The organism is Amylolactobacillus amylotrophicus DSM 20534 (genome assembly GCF_001434555.1).
Lineage (GTDB): Bacteria > Bacillota > Bacilli > Lactobacillales > Lactobacillaceae > Amylolactobacillus > Amylolactobacillus amylophilus.
Genome location: NZ_AZCV01000001.1, coordinates 35,621 through 53,366, shown reverse-complemented (window position 1 = coordinate 53,366; position 17,746 = coordinate 35,621). Strand labels below are relative to the sequence as shown.

At 44.3% G+C, this 17,746-nt stretch carries 16 protein-coding genes and 1 pseudogene; 2 read left to right on the top strand and 15 right to left on the bottom strand.

The window, feature by feature from the left end:
• Positions 1 to 47 precede the first annotated feature (47 nt).
• The 5 genes from acpP to FC62_RS00260 are packed head-to-tail and all read right to left on the bottom strand — an operon-like array spanning position 48 to position 5,486.
• Positions 48 to 293 carry an acyl carrier protein gene (acpP, locus tag FC62_RS00280; protein ID WP_054744880.1) on the bottom strand — a complete coding sequence of 82 codons (246 nt, stop codon included), beginning with the start codon at positions 291 to 293 and terminating at the stop codon, positions 48 to 50.
• A 60-nt stretch (positions 294 to 353) separates the two neighbouring features.
• Positions 354 to 1,355, bottom strand: a complete 1,002-nt coding sequence (gene plsX, locus FC62_RS00275) for a phosphate acyltransferase PlsX (RefSeq protein ID WP_056946301.1) — start codon at positions 1,353 to 1,355, stop codon at positions 354 to 356.
• A gap of 9 nt (positions 1,356 to 1,364) precedes the next feature.
• On the bottom strand, positions 1,365 to 3,398 hold the full coding sequence (gene recG / locus FC62_RS00270; protein ID WP_056946303.1) for an ATP-dependent DNA helicase RecG: 2,034 nt from the start codon (positions 3,396 to 3,398) through the stop codon (positions 1,365 to 1,367).
• A gap of 42 nt (positions 3,399 to 3,440) precedes the next feature.
• On the bottom strand, positions 3,441 to 5,099 hold the full coding sequence (locus FC62_RS00265) for a DAK2 domain-containing protein (protein ID WP_056946308.1): 1,659 nt from the start codon (positions 5,097 to 5,099) through the stop codon (positions 3,441 to 3,443).
• Positions 5,100 to 5,123: 24 nt separating this feature from the next.
• Positions 5,124 to 5,486, bottom strand: a complete 363-nt coding sequence (locus tag FC62_RS00260) for an Asp23/Gls24 family envelope stress response protein (protein WP_054744876.1) — start codon at positions 5,484 to 5,486, stop codon at positions 5,124 to 5,126.
• A 157-nt stretch (positions 5,487 to 5,643) separates the two neighbouring features.
• Here FC62_RS00260 and rpmB point away from each other — a divergent pair, with 157 nt between their 5' ends.
• The gene (rpmB, locus tag FC62_RS00255) at positions 5,644 to 5,829 is read left to right on the top strand and encodes a 50S ribosomal protein L28 (protein WP_054744874.1); all 186 of its coding nucleotides are present in this window, start codon (positions 5,644 to 5,646) and stop codon (positions 5,827 to 5,829) included.
• 72 nt (positions 5,830 to 5,901) lie between these two features.
• On the opposite strand, the gene FC62_RS00250 is transcribed toward rpmB, so the two are convergent.
• From FC62_RS00250 to gmk, 9 genes are all read right to left on the bottom strand, one after another.
• The gene (locus FC62_RS00250) at positions 5,902 to 6,585 is read right to left on the bottom strand and encodes a thiamine diphosphokinase (RefSeq protein ID WP_054744873.1); all 684 of its coding nucleotides are present in this window, start codon (positions 6,583 to 6,585) and stop codon (positions 5,902 to 5,904) included.
• A 13-nt stretch (positions 6,586 to 6,598) separates the two neighbouring features.
• Positions 6,599 to 7,492 (bottom strand): ribosome small subunit-dependent GTPase A, encoded by an 894-nt coding sequence (gene rsgA / locus FC62_RS00245; protein WP_054744871.1) that lies wholly within the window; start codon positions 7,490 to 7,492, stop codon positions 6,599 to 6,601.
• Positions 7,493 to 9,421 (bottom strand): Stk1 family PASTA domain-containing Ser/Thr kinase, encoded by a 1,929-nt coding sequence (gene pknB / locus FC62_RS00240; protein ID WP_056946310.1) that lies wholly within the window; start codon positions 9,419 to 9,421, stop codon positions 7,493 to 7,495.
• A complete protein-coding gene (locus tag FC62_RS00235; protein ID WP_056946312.1) occupies positions 9,418 to 10,167 on the bottom strand; it encodes a Stp1/IreP family PP2C-type Ser/Thr phosphatase in 750 nt (249 codons plus the stop codon). Before FC62_RS00235 ends, pknB begins: the two co-directional genes overlap by 4 nt.
• A 5-nt stretch (positions 10,168 to 10,172) precedes the next feature.
• Complete coding sequence (gene rsmB / locus FC62_RS00230; RefSeq protein WP_056946313.1) at positions 10,173 to 11,525, bottom strand: 16S rRNA (cytosine(967)-C(5))-methyltransferase RsmB; 1,353 nt, start codon at positions 11,523 to 11,525, stop codon at positions 10,173 to 10,175.
• Complete coding sequence (gene fmt / locus FC62_RS00225; protein ID WP_056946315.1) at positions 11,518 to 12,465, bottom strand: methionyl-tRNA formyltransferase; 948 nt, start codon at positions 12,463 to 12,465, stop codon at positions 11,518 to 11,520. The genes rsmB and fmt overlap by 8 nt, the downstream gene beginning before the upstream one ends.
• Before the next feature lie 9 nt (positions 12,466 to 12,474).
• On the bottom strand, positions 12,475 to 14,883 hold the full coding sequence (gene priA / locus FC62_RS00220) for a primosomal protein N' (RefSeq protein WP_056946317.1): 2,409 nt from the start codon (positions 14,881 to 14,883) through the stop codon (positions 12,475 to 12,477).
• A 62-nt stretch (positions 14,884 to 14,945) separates the two neighbouring features.
• Positions 14,946 to 15,158, bottom strand: coding sequence for a DNA-directed RNA polymerase subunit omega (rpoZ, locus tag FC62_RS00215; RefSeq protein ID WP_054744869.1), 213 nt, complete (start codon positions 15,156 to 15,158; stop codon positions 14,946 to 14,948).
• 1 nt (position 15,159) lies between these two features.
• The gene (gmk, locus tag FC62_RS00210; protein ID WP_056946319.1) at positions 15,160 to 15,774 is read right to left on the bottom strand and encodes a guanylate kinase; all 615 of its coding nucleotides are present in this window, start codon (positions 15,772 to 15,774) and stop codon (positions 15,160 to 15,162) included.
• A gap of 176 nt (positions 15,775 to 15,950) precedes the next feature.
• Between gmk and FC62_RS00205 the strand changes: the two genes are divergently transcribed.
• Positions 15,951 to 16,289: a hypothetical protein gene (locus FC62_RS00205; RefSeq protein WP_056946321.1), complete on the top strand. Its 339-nt coding sequence runs from the start codon at positions 15,951 to 15,953 to the stop codon at positions 16,287 to 16,289.
• A gap of 76 nt (positions 16,290 to 16,365) precedes the next feature.
• Here the strand turns inward: FC62_RS00205 and FC62_RS07885 are convergent.
• Positions 16,366 to 17,743, bottom strand: a pseudogene (locus FC62_RS07885) (IS3 family transposase).
• Positions 17,744 to 17,746 lie beyond the last annotated feature (3 nt).

The following is a 17,746-nucleotide window of genomic DNA, read 5'->3' as shown; positions in this document are numbered from 1 at the left end:
AGTTAATTAATTATTCAAAAAAAAGTCTGTCATCTCTGACAGACCACCTACTTAGCCATGTTAGTAAAAATATAATCAACTGCTTGGCCAACTGTTTGCAATCCTTCGGCATCCTCATCGGGAATCTCTCCCCCAAATGTGTCCTCAAGTTCAAGTACAAACTCGACGAAATCAATTGAATCGGCATCTAAATCACGCTTAAAATTCATTTCAGGCGTCACCGTGTTAGCATCGACCTCGAAGTGATCAACGATTAGTGTGGTCACCTTGGCCATAATCTCTTCTTTAGTCATTGTTTTCCTCCAAAAAAGTTTACCAGATTAGTCTAAGCTAGTAATAAGAAGATGTCTAGTCTATTTTTGCTCAAATTGCTCAACGATTGTTGCCGTTAGATTCTGAGCCAGCATCTGCTCAATCTGCTTCAGTGTGTAGTAAACCGCGCGTGCATCGGCGCGTCCGTGGGCCTTAACAACAGGTGCCTTTAGCCCCATCAATGCCGCACCACCATACTTACTCGTATCAAAGCGGACCATCACATTCTTTAAGGCAGGCTTAACCATTACGGCCCCAAGCTTTACCTTAAGACCACTGTTTAACAGGCCATCCTTTAAGAGACTAAGCAGTGTCTCAGCGGTACCTTCAATCGTCTTCAACAAGGCATTACCTGTGAAGCCATCGCTGACCACGATATCTGCCTTACCAGTCAGCACCTCGTTGGCCTCGATGTTCCCCACGAAATTGATGTCAGCCTGTCCAGTTAATAATTGGTAGACGCTTTGGTGCAAGTCATCGCCCTTGTCGGATTCACTTCCGTTATTCAAGAGAGCAATGCGGGGATTAGCAATTCCACGGACCTTTTGGGCGTAGAAGTTTGCCATTTGAGCCCACTGCACTAAGTATTCTGGCTTGCTGGTAGCATTCGCACCTGCGTCTAGCAATGTGAAGCCGTCACTCGAGTTGCTCACTGGTAGTGTAGGCATTAATGCAGGCCTAGTAATTCCCTTGATCCGGCCAACAATGAAGATCCCAGCAGCCAGTAATGCCCCAGTATTACCCAAAGACATCACCGCGTCTGCCTCACCATCCTTAACGGCCGTAGCAGCCCGCACCATCGAGGCGTCCTTCTTAGTTCTAATTGCCCTAACCGGTTCGTCATCACCGGTTACCTCTTCGGTTGTATGAACAATTTTTATTTGGGGACTGTACGTCTCAGGTAAGAACGGCTTGATTTTATCCTGATTACCATAAAGAATAAACTCGACGTCGGGCATTTCCTTTTGCGCCCGCAAAACACCCTCAATAATAGATTCCGGTGCATGGTCACCGCCCATGGCATCGATTGCGATTTTTTTCATTGATTTATCCTACCCTTCGAAATCCTGATTCTTATATTCTAACACTTGCTTCAAAAACTGGTACTCCGGATTACTCAAAGTTGGGTCCTGTTCTAAAACTAGTTTGGCTGACTTCTTGGCCTCCACCAACGTATTGAAATTGGTGACCACATCACCCACCTTAAACTCGGGTAAGCCAGACTGCTTCGTCCCAAACAGGTCTCCCTCGCGTCGCAACTTCAGATCTTCCTCGGCTAACACAAATCCGTCGGTCGTGTTCGCAACTACATCCATCCGCTTCTTACCAGATTTGGTCTTTGGGTCAGCAATAAAGACGCAGTAAGACTGTGTCTCACCCCGTCCTATTCGACCACGCAATTGGTGTAGCTGGGACAAACCAAACCGGTCGGCATCAAAAATCACCATCATATTAGCATTTTGCACGTCGACCCCGACTTCAATTACGGATGTAGTGACCAAGATGTCAATCTGGTGGGCAACGAATTGGGCCATGATGTGTTCCTTCTCATCAGCTTTCATCTGACCGTGCAGTAAGGCCACATGATTGTGCTGCCCGAATTGCGTGCTCATTTTTTCGAAAATATCGGTTGCATTCTCTACATCTAGTTGTTCAGATTCCTGGATTAAGGGCGTGACGACGTAGATTTGAAAGCCTTGCTCTAGCTGCTCACGCATCTGGAGAAAGACATCTGCCAGTTGACCCGACGTCTTCCATTCCGATTTGATTGGCAGGCGGCCCTGAGGCAGTGTCTTGATGATCGAAATATCCATATTACCATACACCGTTAGTGCCAAAGTCCGTGGAATTGGCGTTGCAGTCATCGCTAATACATCGGGGTGATCGCCCTTACCACGCAACGTTGCACGTTGCCCCACGCCGAATCGGTGTTGTTCATCGATAATGATTAACCCAAGTTTAGCAAATTCCACCTGATCTTGAATGAGTGCGTGAGTACCAATGACACAGTTAATCGCCCCGGACTTCAAACCAGCATAGATCTGCTTTTTCTCAGCACTACTGGTTGATCCGGTGATCAGCGCTACAAAAACGCCGACCCGGCCGAGTAATGCACTAATCTTCTGGTAATGCTGCTGCGCCAATATTTCAGTTGGCACCATCAGCGCGGCCTGGTAACCAGCGGTAATCACAGCGAAAATGGCGAAAACAGCGACCACAGTCTTGCCCGAACCTACGTCACCCTGTAGTAACCGATTCATCACTCGCGGGTTCTTTAGATCGGCCAGAATCTCCCGTACAACTACCTTTTGATCCTGCGATAATTCAAAGGACAGGAGATTAGCCAGCTCAGTGAGTGCCGACTCATCGTAGTTTTTCGCTACCCCCGTTTCATCACTTGCCTCCTGAACAGTAGACTGAAGTTGCATTTGAAATAAGAAAAATTCACGAAAAATTGCACTTCGTAGTGCCAATTGGCTAATCTGCATCGTCTTGGGTCGGTGCATACCAACTACAATCTGAGTTTCGTTCAGTAGGTGATACTTTACCCGCAAAAATTCTGGCACAACGTTCTCGAGTACCGGAAAATTTTGCAGTACAAGATTAACTAACTCTGTAATTTTCTTCTGCTTCACATGCTGGTTCACAGAATAAATTGGTGCCAACTCGTTTTGCTGGTCCTTCGTTGCCATAACTTTCATCCCTGTCAGCATCTGCTTTGGCTCATTATATTTGCCATAGACAGCAATCTCTTGACCCAATTCGAGCTGTTTCTTTAACCATGGTTGATTAAAAAAACTGACCATGATTACATCATGGTCAATTTTAAGTTTGAACGTGAGCCTAGTCTTACGGTAACCAAACCGTCCAACTACAGGATCGGTTACGACAAGCCCCTTTAACACAACCTTCTGGCCATCCACTACCGCATCTAGTGGTAACTCCTGTAGATCATCGTAGCGGTAGGGAAAATAATAGAGCAAATCAAATTGGGTGAAGAGGCCAAGCGTCTGCAAGTTATTCAACGTCTTTTTTCCAACACCAGGCAAGTTACCAAGAGTATCGAATATGTTTGTTGTCATTATTTCGTCTCAACCGTTCTACTTCTTCAAACAAAGCCACATTGACTATTCAACCGAAATGAGGAAGTTATAAACTGGCTGCCCACCAGCATGAATCTCAAATTCAATGTCGTCATCAACCGTACCATTTAGGTCTTCCACCACCTGATTTGCCAGTGCTTCAGTCGTGTCAGCTCCATACAACAGAGTCACAATCTCGCTGTCATCATCAAGCATTGATTTAATCGTTGCCACCGTAGTTTCAATCAGGTCAGTTTGAGCAACCTTGATATCGCCATCAACAATTCCCATGTAGTCGTTCTTTTGAATTTTGACGCCATCAATTTCGGTCTTCCTAATTGCCTTAGTGATTTCACCACTCTTGACGGTCTCTATTGCCTCAGTCATTTCCGCTACGTTATCGTCTACGTCGCCATCCGGGTTAAAGGACAGCATCACGGTCATTCCTTGTGAGATAGTCTTCGTTGGCACGATTCCCACAGGAATATCGGCAACTGCTGCAGCCTGTTTCGCAGCCATCAAAATATTACCGTTATTTGGCAAAATCAGAGCCTTCTTGGCACCACTATTCTTCACAGCATCTAGGATATCTTGGGTACTTGGATTCATGGTCTGACCACCACTGATAATTCGATTTACCCCGAGACTCTTGAATAAGTCTTTAATGCCATCACCAGAGGCAACAGCAATCACTGCAAAGTCAACATCTTCCTCATCAGAATCTTGTTCGACGATCGTTTCATGTTGAATCCGCATGTTATCAATCTTGATTTTGTCCAGTTGACCAAATTCGGTCCCGTAGGCAAAAACCTTGCCCGGATTCTCTGTGTGGACGTGAACTTTAACAACTTCGTCGTCCGAGACCACAAGGAGCGAATCACCTAACTTATCCAGGTAGTTTCTGAAGTCGTCATAAACAAACTTCTTTTTATTAGGCACATCCTTCGTTAAATCCACCATAATCTCGGTACAGTAACCGAATTTGATGTCCTCTGTTGCAAGTTGACTTTGAACGGATTGGTGGTGAGCCGCATTAACCATCTCATCCATCTCGGATTCGTTCGGTTCATAGGTGTCCGGTAAATCCTCGCCACTTAGTCCCTCAAAGAATCCCTCATAAATGAATACTAAACCCTGGCCACCAGAGTCGACAACACCAACCTCTTTTAAGACCGGCAAAAAATCTGGGGTAGTCTTCAACGCCTTTTTCGCTCCGTCTGCGACCGCCTGCATGACCTGAATGGCATCATCTGTCTCCTTAACCGCGTTTAACCCAGCCTGAGCACCGCCACGAGCAACAGTTAAGATTGTTCCCTCAACCGGCTTCATCACAGCCTTATACGCTGTCTCGACTCCTGTGGCAAAGGCCTCTGCTAAATCGTTGGCAGTCAGCACTGCCTTGCCGTCTGTACTCTTTTGAAAGCCACGGAATAATTGCGACGTAATTACGCCCGAGTTACCACGTGCTCCCATTAACATTCCCTTAGCTAATGCTTTGGTTAAAATGCCAATGTCTGTCTCTGCTTGTTCATTGACAGCTTTGGCACCACTCTGAACGGTTAAGTTCATGTTCGTTCCCGTGTCCCCATCGGGCACAGGAAAAACGTTTAGTGAATTAACGAATTGTGCATTCTTACCTAAGCGATGCGAAGCAACGCGAATCATGTCTCTAAATTTGTCGGCTTTTATTTCTTTTAAAACCAAAGTTAGCTCCCCCAGCCTAATTAATTAGTCATCTAAAACCTTAACGCCTTGTACAATGACATTAACAGATTTTGCTTTAGTACTCAAATCCTGTTCCAGGTGGTACTTTACGCTGTCTTGCACGTTTTTGCTGACTTCGGAAATTTTCAACCCATAGCCCACCACAATGTAGACGTCAACGACTGATTGGCCGTCATCTTGCTTCACAACTACTCCGCGGCCGAAATTGTTAAGATTCAAAATCTCGTACACACCATCGCGAAATTGGTTCTTACTTGCCATACCAACAACGCCATAGTTCGAAGTTGCTGCATTACCAACTACAGTGGCAATGACATTGTTCGAAATATCAATCATTCCGTATTTTGTTTTTATTTTAACAGCCATTTTTATCCTCCATCAAGAAGTCATGTTACTACTCATACCATTTTATCATAGGTATCGGTAATATTAAATTCTAAATATTTAGCTTAACTATTGCTAAAGGACTCTGATTATGATAAATTATTTAAGTGATTGAAACAAGTAAAAGGGGGTTAGAATAATGGCAAAGGATTTTATTACTGGTCGTAAGACTTCATTTGGTAACACACGTTCAAAGGCTTTGAACTCATCACGTCGTAGTTGGAAGCCAAACCTTCAAAAAGTTCGTATTCTTGTTGACGGTACACCTAAACGTGTTTGGGTTTCTGCAAGAGCACTCAAATCAGGTAAAGTTACTCGCGTATAATTATACAAATGACAAAGTTAAAGTCAGGACCAATTGGTCCTGACTTTTTTTGTGTTTTATTCAGATTTGTGACTAATCACGACTATAGATGACAGCAACCACACCTTTTGTAAAGGAAAAGTTTACCTCATCTTTGACAAATTCATTGCTCGCAAAGGAGACAGGATAATTACTCGAGAAATCAGCTAACTGATACTTGGCATCCGCAATCTGAAAATGCGCGACAGGCGTCAGATTCACGAACGCCAAGTATTTATATTCTTTAAGCCGGTCAATTGACCATTTGCCAGGATTAAAGAAACGGATCAAGTTTTGCTGGTCAACCATGGTTATCCGGTCTGCAACCGGTCGTAAACGCTCATTCAGGACACATAAGAGATTCACCAAGAAATGGTCTAAACGGCCGCCGGTGGCCCCAATTACAACTACATCCTTACTATTTAAGTCGAATAGTGCAGTAGCTAACCCCATCTCAGAATCAGTGAAATCCTTCTCCGGGACAGCGAAGCGAACATCCTGCACGTTTTCTAATAACATGGCTCTTTCGGCGGCATTAAGGGAATCATAATCACCCACAGCAATATCTGGAATCAGACCGTGCTTTAGTAATGAAATGTTTCCGTGATCCACACCAATCACCTTAACAGCCTTTTGCCGTGCACGCACGCGATTAAACTCGGTAAAAATCTGCTGGGGCCACAATTCTTCGGGTCCGCCAAGAAAAACATATGTGCGGTAATTTAAACTATTGGACATTATTTTACAACACCTACTTCCGGTATTCCGGTAGTTTATTATCTTCAATCTCTTTACGCATGGTCAGATAGTTATCGTAGCGTGACTGCAGAATTTCGCCGGATGCGACTAGATTCTTAACGGCACAACCAGGCTCGTTCAGATGTTGGCAGCCCCGAAATTTACACTCAGCCGCATGGGCGACAAAGTCCCTAAAGTAATCAACCAAGTCGAGTAGCTTAATTTGATGCAACTCGATGGATGAAAAACCCGGTGTGTCAGCAATATAACCTGGACCGTATGTAAATAATTCAATCTGTCTGGTCGTATGTTTACCCCGATTAAGACTACTAGAAATGGGCGCTGTCGCCTGCCGAGCATCCTGCTTGAGCTTATTCAATAAGGTCGATTTGCCTGCACCAGACTGACCAGCCAAAACCAAGATATCTTCGTCCTCCATCAGATTAAGAATCTCGGCTTTTGTTGTGCCTTCATACGACAGTAAGGGATAACCGATTCGTGCGTAATATTGGAGCGCCTGTTTAATCTCCTCTAAACGTGCTGGTTTGACGATGTCCTGTTTCGAAAGGTACAGCTCAACGTTTATGCCTTCACTTTCGAAAAAGATAATGAACCGGTCTAACAAATTCAACGAAAAATCCGGTTCAACAGCCGAAATCACCAGAATAACCCGCGAAACGTTGGCCAACAGCGGACGCTTAAGAAAATTCCGCCGCGGCAGAATTTTGACTAAATAATTCGTTTGATTGCCATCTAACTCCACCTGAACGTGATCGCCAACGACGGGTTTCTCCTTGTTTTTGCGAAATACGCCACGAGCCCTTGTGCGCACGGTACCGTGCTCTGTAGCCACATCATAAAATCCGGCTACGGAAGTGATAATCGTACCAGTTGTTCTCTGCTTCATCTACTCCGTAACACTTTCATCTACTACGGTTTGCCCGTCCTGCACAATTTTGACATGACCATTACCATTATTCAAAGTAAATGGAATACTTACGCTCGAATCGCTCGTGATATACATATCCTTATACACGGAGGTCGTTGTATGGGTATCATCACCGATATAAATAATTACGTGATTCCCCCGACCATTATTGTCGTTATCGCTGTTGTATGTTAAGGCGTAGCTCTTCGTGACAGACTTGTTTGTCCCCTTAGAAACCACAACGTTAATGGTAGTTCCAGGTTGAACCTTAGTGCCAGCACCCGGAGTTTGTGAGATAATCTGGCCTTTATCCACAGTACTTGAAAATTCCTCTAAAGATGAAAGCTGTAGCTTATTCTCGTTTGCGTAATCCTGGGCGCTCTTCAGCGTGTAGCCACTGAGATCACGTAAAGTAACGGATTCGTCCTTTGACTCCTCAACTTCTGGGCCACGACTGACAGTGAGCACGATTGTTGTCTTTGCCGCATCCACCTTTTTACCTGCAGTGACACTCTGATCGATAATCTTGTTCTTTGGCGCATCACTATCTTCAGTTCGTTTAGTTACTGTGAAGCCAAGTTTCTCCAGTCTCGTTTTAGCTCGGCTATATGTGGTGCCCAACACGTCCGGCACTGTAGTCAAGCCAACGCCACTGGATACTACTAGTCCAATCTCGGCGCCAGACTTGACACTCATATTCTTTTCGGGCAACGTTCTGATGACATTCCCCTTCTTGACCGAATTGCTGGGTTGCTCATCGATATCCCCCACGACAAGGCCAGCATCCTGGATTGCCCCAATGGCGGATGCACGAGACATATTAGTTACATCTGGCACCTCGACAGTACCATTTCTGCTCAATGCAAAAACGAGAGCGAACACGACCATCAATGCCGCAATGGCTGAGAATATCCACCAAAACTGATGTTTCTTGAAACTAGCTTTAAATTTAGCAAGGGCGGAATTCTTTGGCTTGTCGGCGTCATTATTGGTTTCGGTTACCACACCATTCAAGTCTGGTAAAACAATAGTTTTATCCAACTCAGGATTATGGTCCGCTAAGAAAACCGGTTCAGCTGCTCGACTAGGATCCATCGCCGTATCTAAATCGTTCTTCATTTCTGAGACAGTTTCAAATCTGTCACGCGGATCCTTTGCCGTAGCTTGTAAAACGACATTTTCTAGCGCTTGAGGGACCTCCGGGTGTTGTTTCTTAATTGATGGAATATTCTCCTGGAAGTGCTTCAGGGCGATGGAGACGGCAGTCTCTCCGCCAAATGGTACGTCACCGGTAATTAATTCATAGAGAATGATCCCGAGAGAGTAGATATCAGATTGCTTGGTGGCCATAGAGCCCCTGGCCTGCTCAGGACTCATGTAGTGCACAGAACCCAGGAGCGAGTTAGTCTGAGTAATCGATTGTTGACTCAATGCGATTGCAATACCAAAGTCCGCCACTTTCACGCGTCCGCTTGGATCCATCAAGATATTCTGCGGCTTTAGGTCGCGGTGAATCACGTTATGTTGGTGCGCAAGCGCAATAGCGCCCAGCATCTGATCCATAATCTCGATCACCCGGGTTAGCGTGAGCGGATTATGGTCATGGATGTATTCCTTTAGGTTTGGCCCGTCAACATATTCCATGACCAGATACTGCATTCCTTTTTCAGAACCCACATCAAGAATGGAAACAATATTGGGGTGACTTAGCTCACTCGTAGCGAGGGCCTCACGCTGAAATCTTTGGACTGTCTTCTGGTCATTTTGCAAATCCATGCGTAATACTTTAACCGCAACTTTTCTTTGCAAAATAATATCTTCAGCTAAGTAGACGTTGGCCATTCCGCCTTCGCCTAGGGTATCAACAATCTTGTAACGGTCTGCTAACAAATAGCCTTTATCAATCATTTTGAAATACCCTCCTTCCCATAGCTAATCAGACAAACGGTAATATTATCTTGTCCACCAAACCTGTTGGCGGCGGCGATTAATTCATCGCTTCTCTCCTGGAGTGAGGTCTGCTTGACCAAAATATCCTTAATTTGTTGATTGGTAAGTGAGTTGGTGAGTCCATCCGTGCAAAGCAGGAGCAAATCACCCTCCAATATCTGTAACTCAGTAAATTCCGGATTAATTACCTTAGAAACGCCCAATGTTTCAGTAATAACGTTTTTTTGCGGATGATTCTTGGCCTGCTCAACAGTAATTTGCCCTGATTTCAGTAGCTCGTTCACCAATGAATGATCTTGAGTTACCTGCAGAAACTCATTTTTACGTAAGAGATAAGCACGAGAATCACCAAGATGCGCAAGTAACACATCCTCGGCGAATAATACGGCAAGTACAATGGTCGTACCCATTCCATTCAAATCACTAAACCGGTCACTCGTGGCAAGAATCGTCTCGTTTTCCAAATTCAAGTTTACCTTGAGCCAGGTTCTAGCAGTCGCGACGTTATCAAGGTCACTACCAACAAATGCATGACCAAGGTGATTAACCGCCATACTGGATGCCACATCCCCGCCTTGGTGACCGCCCATACCATCGGCCACAATTGCCATCAGAATATTTTTCTTGTTTTTAAATATTTGGACAAAATCTTGATTCGATTTGCGAACACGCCCAATATTTGACGCATATGCCGTCTTTATCAAAATACTTAACCTCTTAATCTTAAACTGGTGATACTGAAGCCGTCGGTTTGATAATCGTCTGGAAAGATCCTGACGGTTAAATCGGTGCCGACCTCAGTTTTTACGGAGTCAAAACTAGGTAATTTAATTTGTTCAACGAAGAACTCAGGATGTGCAGCGATGAACCGCGCAACTACTTCCTCGTTCTCCTCTGGAGTTATTGTACATGTACTGTACACAATTCGTCCACCAATCTTCAAAGATTGTGCAACTGATTCCAAAATTGCTAGTTGGATTTTACTCAGGTTGATAATATCTGTAAATGTTTTTTCATACCGAATCTCTGGTTTACGCCGGAGCAATCCCAATCCGGAGCACGGCGCGTCTACCAGAATCTTATCAAACTTCTGGGGACCAAATTCACTAGCAACATTTCTGGCATCCATCGCCTGCACTGTAATCAGATCGGTCAATTCTAGCCGTTTTGCATTATTCTCGATCAGCGCAAGTTTTTTCTCATGCAAGTCGAGAGCAGTCACCTTACCAACATTTTGATCAAGTAATTCTGCAATCTGCATCGTCTTACCACCCGGTGCCGCACAGGCATCGAGCACAATATCACCGGGCTCCACATGAAGTGCATCAACAACCACACTAGAGGCCTCATCCTGGATCGTAATCTGACCATCGCGAAAAAGATTTGTAGCGGCAACTCCGCCGTGACTCAGCAAAATATTCTCGCCCCGAAGAGGCGAAACGGTCACATCAAATCCCTGATCGTGCAGCTCCTCTTTAGCCGCCTGGACAGTCGTTTTCTTGGTGTTTACACGGACACTATTATGTGACACGGTATTCAGGCTTTGGAGGATGCGCGCGGTTTTACTGTTACCAAACTTATCGCTCAGGTATTTGACTAGCCACTCGGGCATACTTTCCTTGATGGATAGGTACTCCGCGGTTTGGCCCACCGCCGGTAAAAGTGGACCTTGACGTTGCACATTACGTAGAATCCCGTTAACCAGTTTATACGCGCCGTGACTCGAGCGTTTTTTAGCCAGCTCGTTTGCAGAGTTCAAGACTGCATGGTCGGGTATCTTATCGAGAAACTGTAACTGATAGACCGACATGAGCAGTAAAGGCACGACAAAACTCTCCTTTGGTTTGGCCCGCAGAAGATGCTTAATTTGATACTCAAGAAAAAGTTTATACTGGATTGTTCCGTAGACTAGCTGTGTGACTAGTGCCTTGTCCCGTTCGTCTAGCGTCGAATTATTTAAAGAGAAGTTTAGCTGAATATTCGAATAACTCTTTTGCTGTAGAACCTTTGTAAGCACATTTAGTGCAACTTCCCGGGCTGTAGCAACATTCAAATTATTCATCAGTCATGACCCGTGTGCCAACCACCAGATTTTTGGCACGACCATTTAAGAAATCGCTGGCCTTCATTCTCTTACCGCCCACGGGTTGGACCTCAAGCAAGCGTAAAACCGTTCCGTTGGCTAGGCTAATTGTCAGCTCACGTTTATTGTTGACCAAAAAGCCCGCTTCATAAGGAGTAACAACGTCAACAACCTCACTCTGCCAGACTTTTAACCGTGCACCATTGAAAAACATAAAAGCACCCGGATCAGGATTTAAACCGCGAATCACGTTATGGGCCTGCTTAGCTGTCATCTTGGTTCTAAGTTGTTCCTCCTCTTTCCTGATGTTCGGTGAGAAAGTCACTAGTGCTTCATCCTGTGGTGTTTTCTTCACCGTACCGGCGATAATACCCGGTAACGTCTCCAGCAGCAGGTCACGACCGAGGATGGCTAGCTTAGTGAACATTGTGCCCGTTGTGTCCTGGTCCGTGATTCTAAGTGCTTGTTGGGCATACATGTCACCCGCATCCATCTGCTTCACCATCTCCATGATTGTGATTCCTGTCTCCTGATCACCGTTCATGACCGCATACTGTATTGGTGCACCACCCCGATATTTAGGCAATAGCGAACCATGAACATTAACTGCGGCAATTCTGGCGGAATTCAAGAAACTTGTCGGTAAAAATTGCCCATAAGCAGCGGTAATAATTAGGTCTGTCTGCTGCTCAATTAGTTCGGTAAGCTCTGGACTACCACTCAATTTTACTGGCTGGTAGACTGGCAAATTATGTTTTAGTGCAAATTCCTTAACCGGCGTGGCCACAATCTTTTGTTTCCGACCCACCTTTTTATCCGGCTGTGTAACGACGGCAATCACGTCGTAGCCCGCTTCTAAAAGGCCGTCTAAGACTGTCACTGAAAATTGGGGCGTGCCCATGAATATTATTTTTGTCATGAATATCCTCTACATAAATTTATCGGGCTCGCGATCGATATAAATGTTGAGTCCGTATTTTTTCTGTGTTTGAGCTGCATCCTGGATCTCGTGCAGAAATGCATTTAATTCTGGCTCTCTTTTATATTTTACCAATATTTGATAGAAATAATGCTGTTTTATTTTTGAGACCGCGCTTGGAGTGGGGCCCAAAATGAGAACGCGTCCATTCAGCTCGCGCATCAGTTTTCGTTTGATGATAAAAGCCTCTTTCGCGGCATTCTGCTCATTCTTACTAGACACGCTAATGAGGGATGTGAAGAAGTACGGCGGGTAGTTTCCTTGATGACGCACCTGCATCTCCTGGTGGTAGAAACGTTCATAATCCTGACTTTGAGCAAGAACAATGGCATAATGCTCTGGATTATACGTCTGTACGAGCACAGAACCCTTTAACGCAGCTCGGCCCGCCCGACCACTCACTTGTGTCAACAATTGAAAAGTTTTCTCGGCAGAACGAAAATCCGGGAAAGACAGAGCTGTATCGGCGTTGATTACGCCGACCAGAGTTACGTTACTAAAATCTAATCCTTTTGCAATCATCTGAGTTCCAAGCAAAATATCCGCTTCATTTCGCCCAAACGCATTCAGAATCCGTTCGTAACTTCCCTTTTTTCTGGTCGTATCCACATCCATCCGCAATATTCTTGCTTGTGGAATTAGCTTACCTAGTTCTTCTTCAATCTTCTGCGTTCCCGTACCATAGAAACGAATTTCATCTGAGTGACAATTGGGACAACTTGTCGGCACAGCCTCCGTATGGCCACAGTAATGGCACTTCATCTGGTTGGTGGATTTGTGATATGTCAGGCTAATGTCACAGTTTGGACATTTCAGGACGAATCCACATGAACGGCAGAGCATGAAGCTAGAGAAACCCCGCCGGTTCAGTAGTAAGATTGTCTGCTCTTTTCTTTGAACACGGGTTTTGATTGCGTCAACTAATTCTTGCGTCAAGTCAAACTGTTCACCCGCAAATTTGGCCTCTTTTAAATCCAAAATTTTCACTGTCGGTAAAGACTGCTGGTTGGTTCGTTTAGTCAACGTCAATAACTGATAGACGTTTTTAGAAGCACGTGCACGGCTCTCTAGGGAAGGCGTGGCACTCCCAAGAACAAGTGTCGCCTTATTGTAATCGCTACGCCAAAAGGCCACATCGCGTGCGTGATAACGTGGCGTGTCATCTTGTTTATAGCTGCTCTCGTGTTCCTCATCGATAATGATAAGGCCCAGGTTCTGCAGTGGCGCAAAAATAGCGCTGCGTGCACCCACAACTACCTTAGCTTCATTTCGCCGAATACGCCGCCATTCATCGTACTTCTCACCCTCGCTTAAACCACTGTGCAACACAGCCACCGCATCGCCGAACCTTGCCTGCACCTGCCGGACCATCTGTGGCGTGAGCGAGATCTCCGGAACAAGCATCAGCGCAGTCTTGCCTTCATCTAGCGTATTGGCGATTGCATGCAGGTAAACTTCTGTCTTACCACTACCCGTTACGCCCTCTAGTAGAAAGGTGGTTGCTGTATCAGCATTCACACTGGTAGTGATTTGTTCTAGTGCTTGGACCTGTTCTGGTAAAAGTACTAGGTCATTTCTATTCTTATTAGTCTGTGTGGTAATGGGACGGCGATATACTTCAGCCTTCGATCGTGTTAACCAGCCTTTGTCAGCGGCTACCTTAATTGTGGCACCGGAAATAGCCAGCTGCTGCTCTAGCTCCGTTTGACTAAGCGGTAATTTAGGCTCTGTAATTAGAAAATTTAGTAGCTTTTGTTGCTGATGTGCATTAGCACGTAGCTTCTCCAGCTCCACGCGTAATTCGCCACTCGATTTTACCGCAGTTATCTCGCTAATTTCTTTGACTTTCGCCCTTGATTCAACCAGGTACTCAATCTTGATCTTGTCCACGCGCAATAAACGATTAATGCTCGCGATAATTGTGCTATCTTGGTCGTCAATTTCGGCCAAGTCAATTTCTTGTTTCTCCCCAAATAGCTGCCTAACCTCTAGATCATCTTTGACTAGTGGCACTAAAATTTTGCGATAATTGGCCCGTAGCACACTTGGCAGCATCGTTTTCAAGATAGTTATCCGGTATGAGAAAATATATTGACTGAGCCATGCGGATAAATCGACTAACTCCGGTGTCAATGGGGGTAGCTCATCAACAATCATTAGTAACTCCTTTAGCTGACCTTCGTAGTCCGTTTCGTCAACCAATGAGATTACAAACCCTTGCACTTTCCGACTCTTACCAAAAGGAACGACGACCCGTGAGCCCACCTGCACATCGTTTTCTAAGATGTGCGGCACCAGATATTCAAATAAGCGATCTGTCTGTTTTGCAGCGACGTCCACTACTACTTGTGCAATCATTTCTGCCCACCTTTTAAAAAACCTCCATTCACTAAACGTGATGAAGGATTAATTGTCATTCATTAAATTGATTCTTTCTTATCGGGGTCAATGGTAACTGAACCGGCCGCAATTTCCTCGAGTGCCTTACCAACGGTCTTGTTTGACTTATATTGATCTAACACTAGGACCGAACCACTCTCGATTTCATGGGCACGCTTAGCAGCGAGTATTGCCAAAGAATATCTTGAATCAACGTTTTCTAGTAATTTATCAATTGATGGGTATGAAATCATCTTAATTCTCCTTTATCATTTTCCGATAATTATCGATTACTCGTGGCACACGAACATGTTCACTTGAGACAATGTCTTTGATTCTGTTAACAGCATTCTCTACTTTATCATTAACGACAGCATAATCATAGTTCTCCATCATCATGATTTCAACTTTGGCCTGGGCCATCCGCTTCTCGATGACGGCAGCAGCGTCTGTGCCGCGTTTTGTTATCCGATCCTTCAGTTCCATCAAATCGGGTGGTGTGAGGAAAATAAACACACCATCTGGCATTTTCTCACGGACCTTCATGGCACCGTTAACTTCAATCTCCAGCAGAACATCATGTCCTTCAGCCAGCATCTTCTTAACTGGCGTTAGCGGCGTACCGTAGAAATTATCAACGTATTGGGCATGCTCCAGCATCTTGCCGTTTGCAATTGCCTCCTTAAATTTATCCTTCGTCGTAAAGTAGTAATCCTCTCCATCTACTTCGCCCGGACGCGGTTTCCTTGTAGTCATCGAGACCGAGTACTGAAACTCAAATAATTTACTCTCTACCATTTTTTGACGAACGGTCCCCTTTCCAACACCAGAGGGGCCAGACAAAACAATTAATAATCCCTTTTCGGACATGTTCTCTTCCTGTCATCTATCTAAAATTAATATATCAATCATGCATTAAAAGTCATTTTTTTTCAAGTTTTTCATCGTGTTTTTAAAATTTTTTGCAGCAATGAAATAATGTTGTTGCAAAATAGAACGTTTGTTCGTATAATAGAAATACAAACAAATGTTCGGAGGAGTAAATAATGGACTTCAAGATTAATTCTTTAGATGCAAACGTGAACACACCTGCCAATACCGCATTCATCAGTAGACTAACAGAGACCTATCAGAAGCTCTTTGACTACTCCATTCCAGAACTGACGATTATCGAGGATCTTCCAGCTGAACGCTTGGAAAAGTTAAACACAGCTTGGCATACAAAAAATCTTGTTCTTGTGACATTGGACGATGAACGGCAAATTATTGGTCGAGTTCAGCAGATTACGCCAGTTAGCCAAGTTGTACTTGCCACATATCACTCAAACGTGATTGAGTTTGTTCCACTCAATCGAATCTTCAAAGTTGAATCTGCAACTAAATAGTCATTTAGCTACAAAAAAAGACCGCACAAGAAATTACTTTTGAAATTGAAGTGAACCCCAAATATTGGACGAAACTTTAAGCAACTTTCTGGGTGGTAAGAACACGGTATTTAACCGGGCTCTTACCACCCAGTTTTGTTTTGATTCTCGTGAAATTATAATATTGAATCCAGTTTGCTACGGCTAGGGTTAATTCTGCCAAGGTTTCTAACTGTTTTTGATCATAAACTTCTGCTTTTAGAATGTGAAAAAACTTTCCATGGCCGCATTATCTAAGCAGGTTGGCTTGCGTGACATACTCTGGAAGAGACGTTGTTGCTTTAAAATGCGGACACAACGTGGATTTTGATATTGAAAGCCTTGATCAGAGTGGACCGTTGTCCGATAACCTAGTTGTTTTGGAATCAGGTTGATCGCTGTTGTTAAAACATCGGTGGTGAACGCCACAGTTGGGTTTAAAGAAATATCATGGCTCAGGACTTCACCGGAAAATAGATCATAAACACACGTAAAGTAAGCCCGTTCTTCAATCGTTTTATTGCCCCAACAAAGCTCCGTAATATCAGTCGTTAACTTTTGATACGGTCGATTAATCATAAAGCGTCGTTTAAGTCGATTCTTAGCGACAGCTCCAACCGTTCCCTTGTAAGAGTTATATTTACGGGTTTGCTTATTATATACCGTTGATAACAGGTTCAGTTCACGCATTAGTCGTAAGACTTTCTTATTATTGACCACCAGACCCATTTCACGCAATTGGCCAGTGATCTGGCGATAACCGGACGCGGTCACGTTAGCCTTAAGGTCTGTAATGGTTTGTTTAAGGATCACATACGGATTGTTTTCAGTTGGGAGATACTTTATCGCGTAGCTATAGGTGCTCTTGGCCATGCCAACGACTTTGAGGATCTTGCCGCACCGATATTTGGGCCTTAGTTCTTGGATGATTTGTGATCGTTGTCTACTTGTAATTGAGCCAAGGCCTTTAATTTTTTTAGGTATTCATTCTCGATCTTTAGTAATTCATTTTCGTCACGTAAGCGTGTTAATTCATCTGGTTGTTTTGTTTTCTTGCCTTGTTTATCAGCTGACATAATTTTTGATCGTCCTCGGTTACGAAACAAGGCATCAAGGCCTTCATATTCAAACGTTCGTCGCCATTGCCAAACGGTTGACGGCGCAGAAATATCGAAGTTAAGGGTAGTTTCGGTTATAGATGCCTGATTCGTTTTCATCCAGTTGAAAACAGTCACCTTAAAAGTGCCATCATAAACTTTCTCTGGTCGGCGAATCTCAAGCCCCTTAACACCGAAACGTTGGTATTGAAGCACCCATTTATTAACGGTTGCATGACTTTTAATCCGGTACTTTCTAGCAATCAAGATAAAACCCAATGAAGAAGTCAAATAGTCTTGAACAACATGTAGTTTAAACTGCTTGGTATATTTGGTCATAGT

Bases quoted from the DNA above. Each gene is read 5' to 3' on its own strand.
- acpP (WP_054744880.1), bottom strand. From the start codon at position 293: ATGACTAAAGAAGAGATTATGGCCAAGGTGACCACACTAATCGTTGAT.
- plsX (WP_056946301.1), bottom strand. From the start codon at position 1,355: ATGAAAAAAATCGCAATCGATGCCATGGGCGGTGACCATGCACCGGAA.
- FC62_RS00260 (WP_054744876.1), bottom strand. From the start codon at position 5,486: ATGGCTGTTAAAATAAAAACAAAATACGGAATGATTGATATTTCGAAC.
- rpmB (WP_054744874.1), top strand. From the start codon at position 5,644: ATGGCAAAGGATTTTATTACTGGTCGTAAGACTTCATTTGGTAACACA.
- FC62_RS00250 (WP_054744873.1), bottom strand. From the start codon at position 6,585: ATGTCCAATAGTTTAAATTACCGCACATATGTTTTTCTTGGCGGACCC.
- rsgA (WP_054744871.1), bottom strand. From the start codon at position 7,492: ATGAAGCAGAGAACAACTGGTACGATTATCACTTCCGTAGCCGGATTT.
- pknB (WP_056946310.1), bottom strand. From the start codon at position 9,421: ATGATTGATAAAGGCTATTTGTTAGCAGACCGTTACAAGATTGTTGAT.
- rsmB (WP_056946313.1), bottom strand. From the start codon at position 11,525: ATGAATAATTTGAATGTTGCTACAGCCCGGGAAGTTGCACTAAATGTG.
- fmt (WP_056946315.1), bottom strand. From the start codon at position 12,465: ATGACAAAAATAATATTCATGGGCACGCCCCAATTTTCAGTGACAGTC.
- priA (WP_056946317.1), bottom strand. From the start codon at position 14,883: ATGATTGCACAAGTAGTAGTGGACGTCGCTGCAAAACAGACAGATCGC.
- rpoZ (WP_054744869.1), bottom strand. From the start codon at position 15,158: ATGATTTCATACCCATCAATTGATAAATTACTAGAAAACGTTGATTCA.
- gmk (WP_056946319.1), bottom strand. From the start codon at position 15,774: ATGTCCGAAAAGGGATTATTAATTGTTTTGTCTGGCCCCTCTGGTGTT.
- FC62_RS00205 (WP_056946321.1), top strand. From the start codon at position 15,951: ATGGACTTCAAGATTAATTCTTTAGATGCAAACGTGAACACACCTGCC.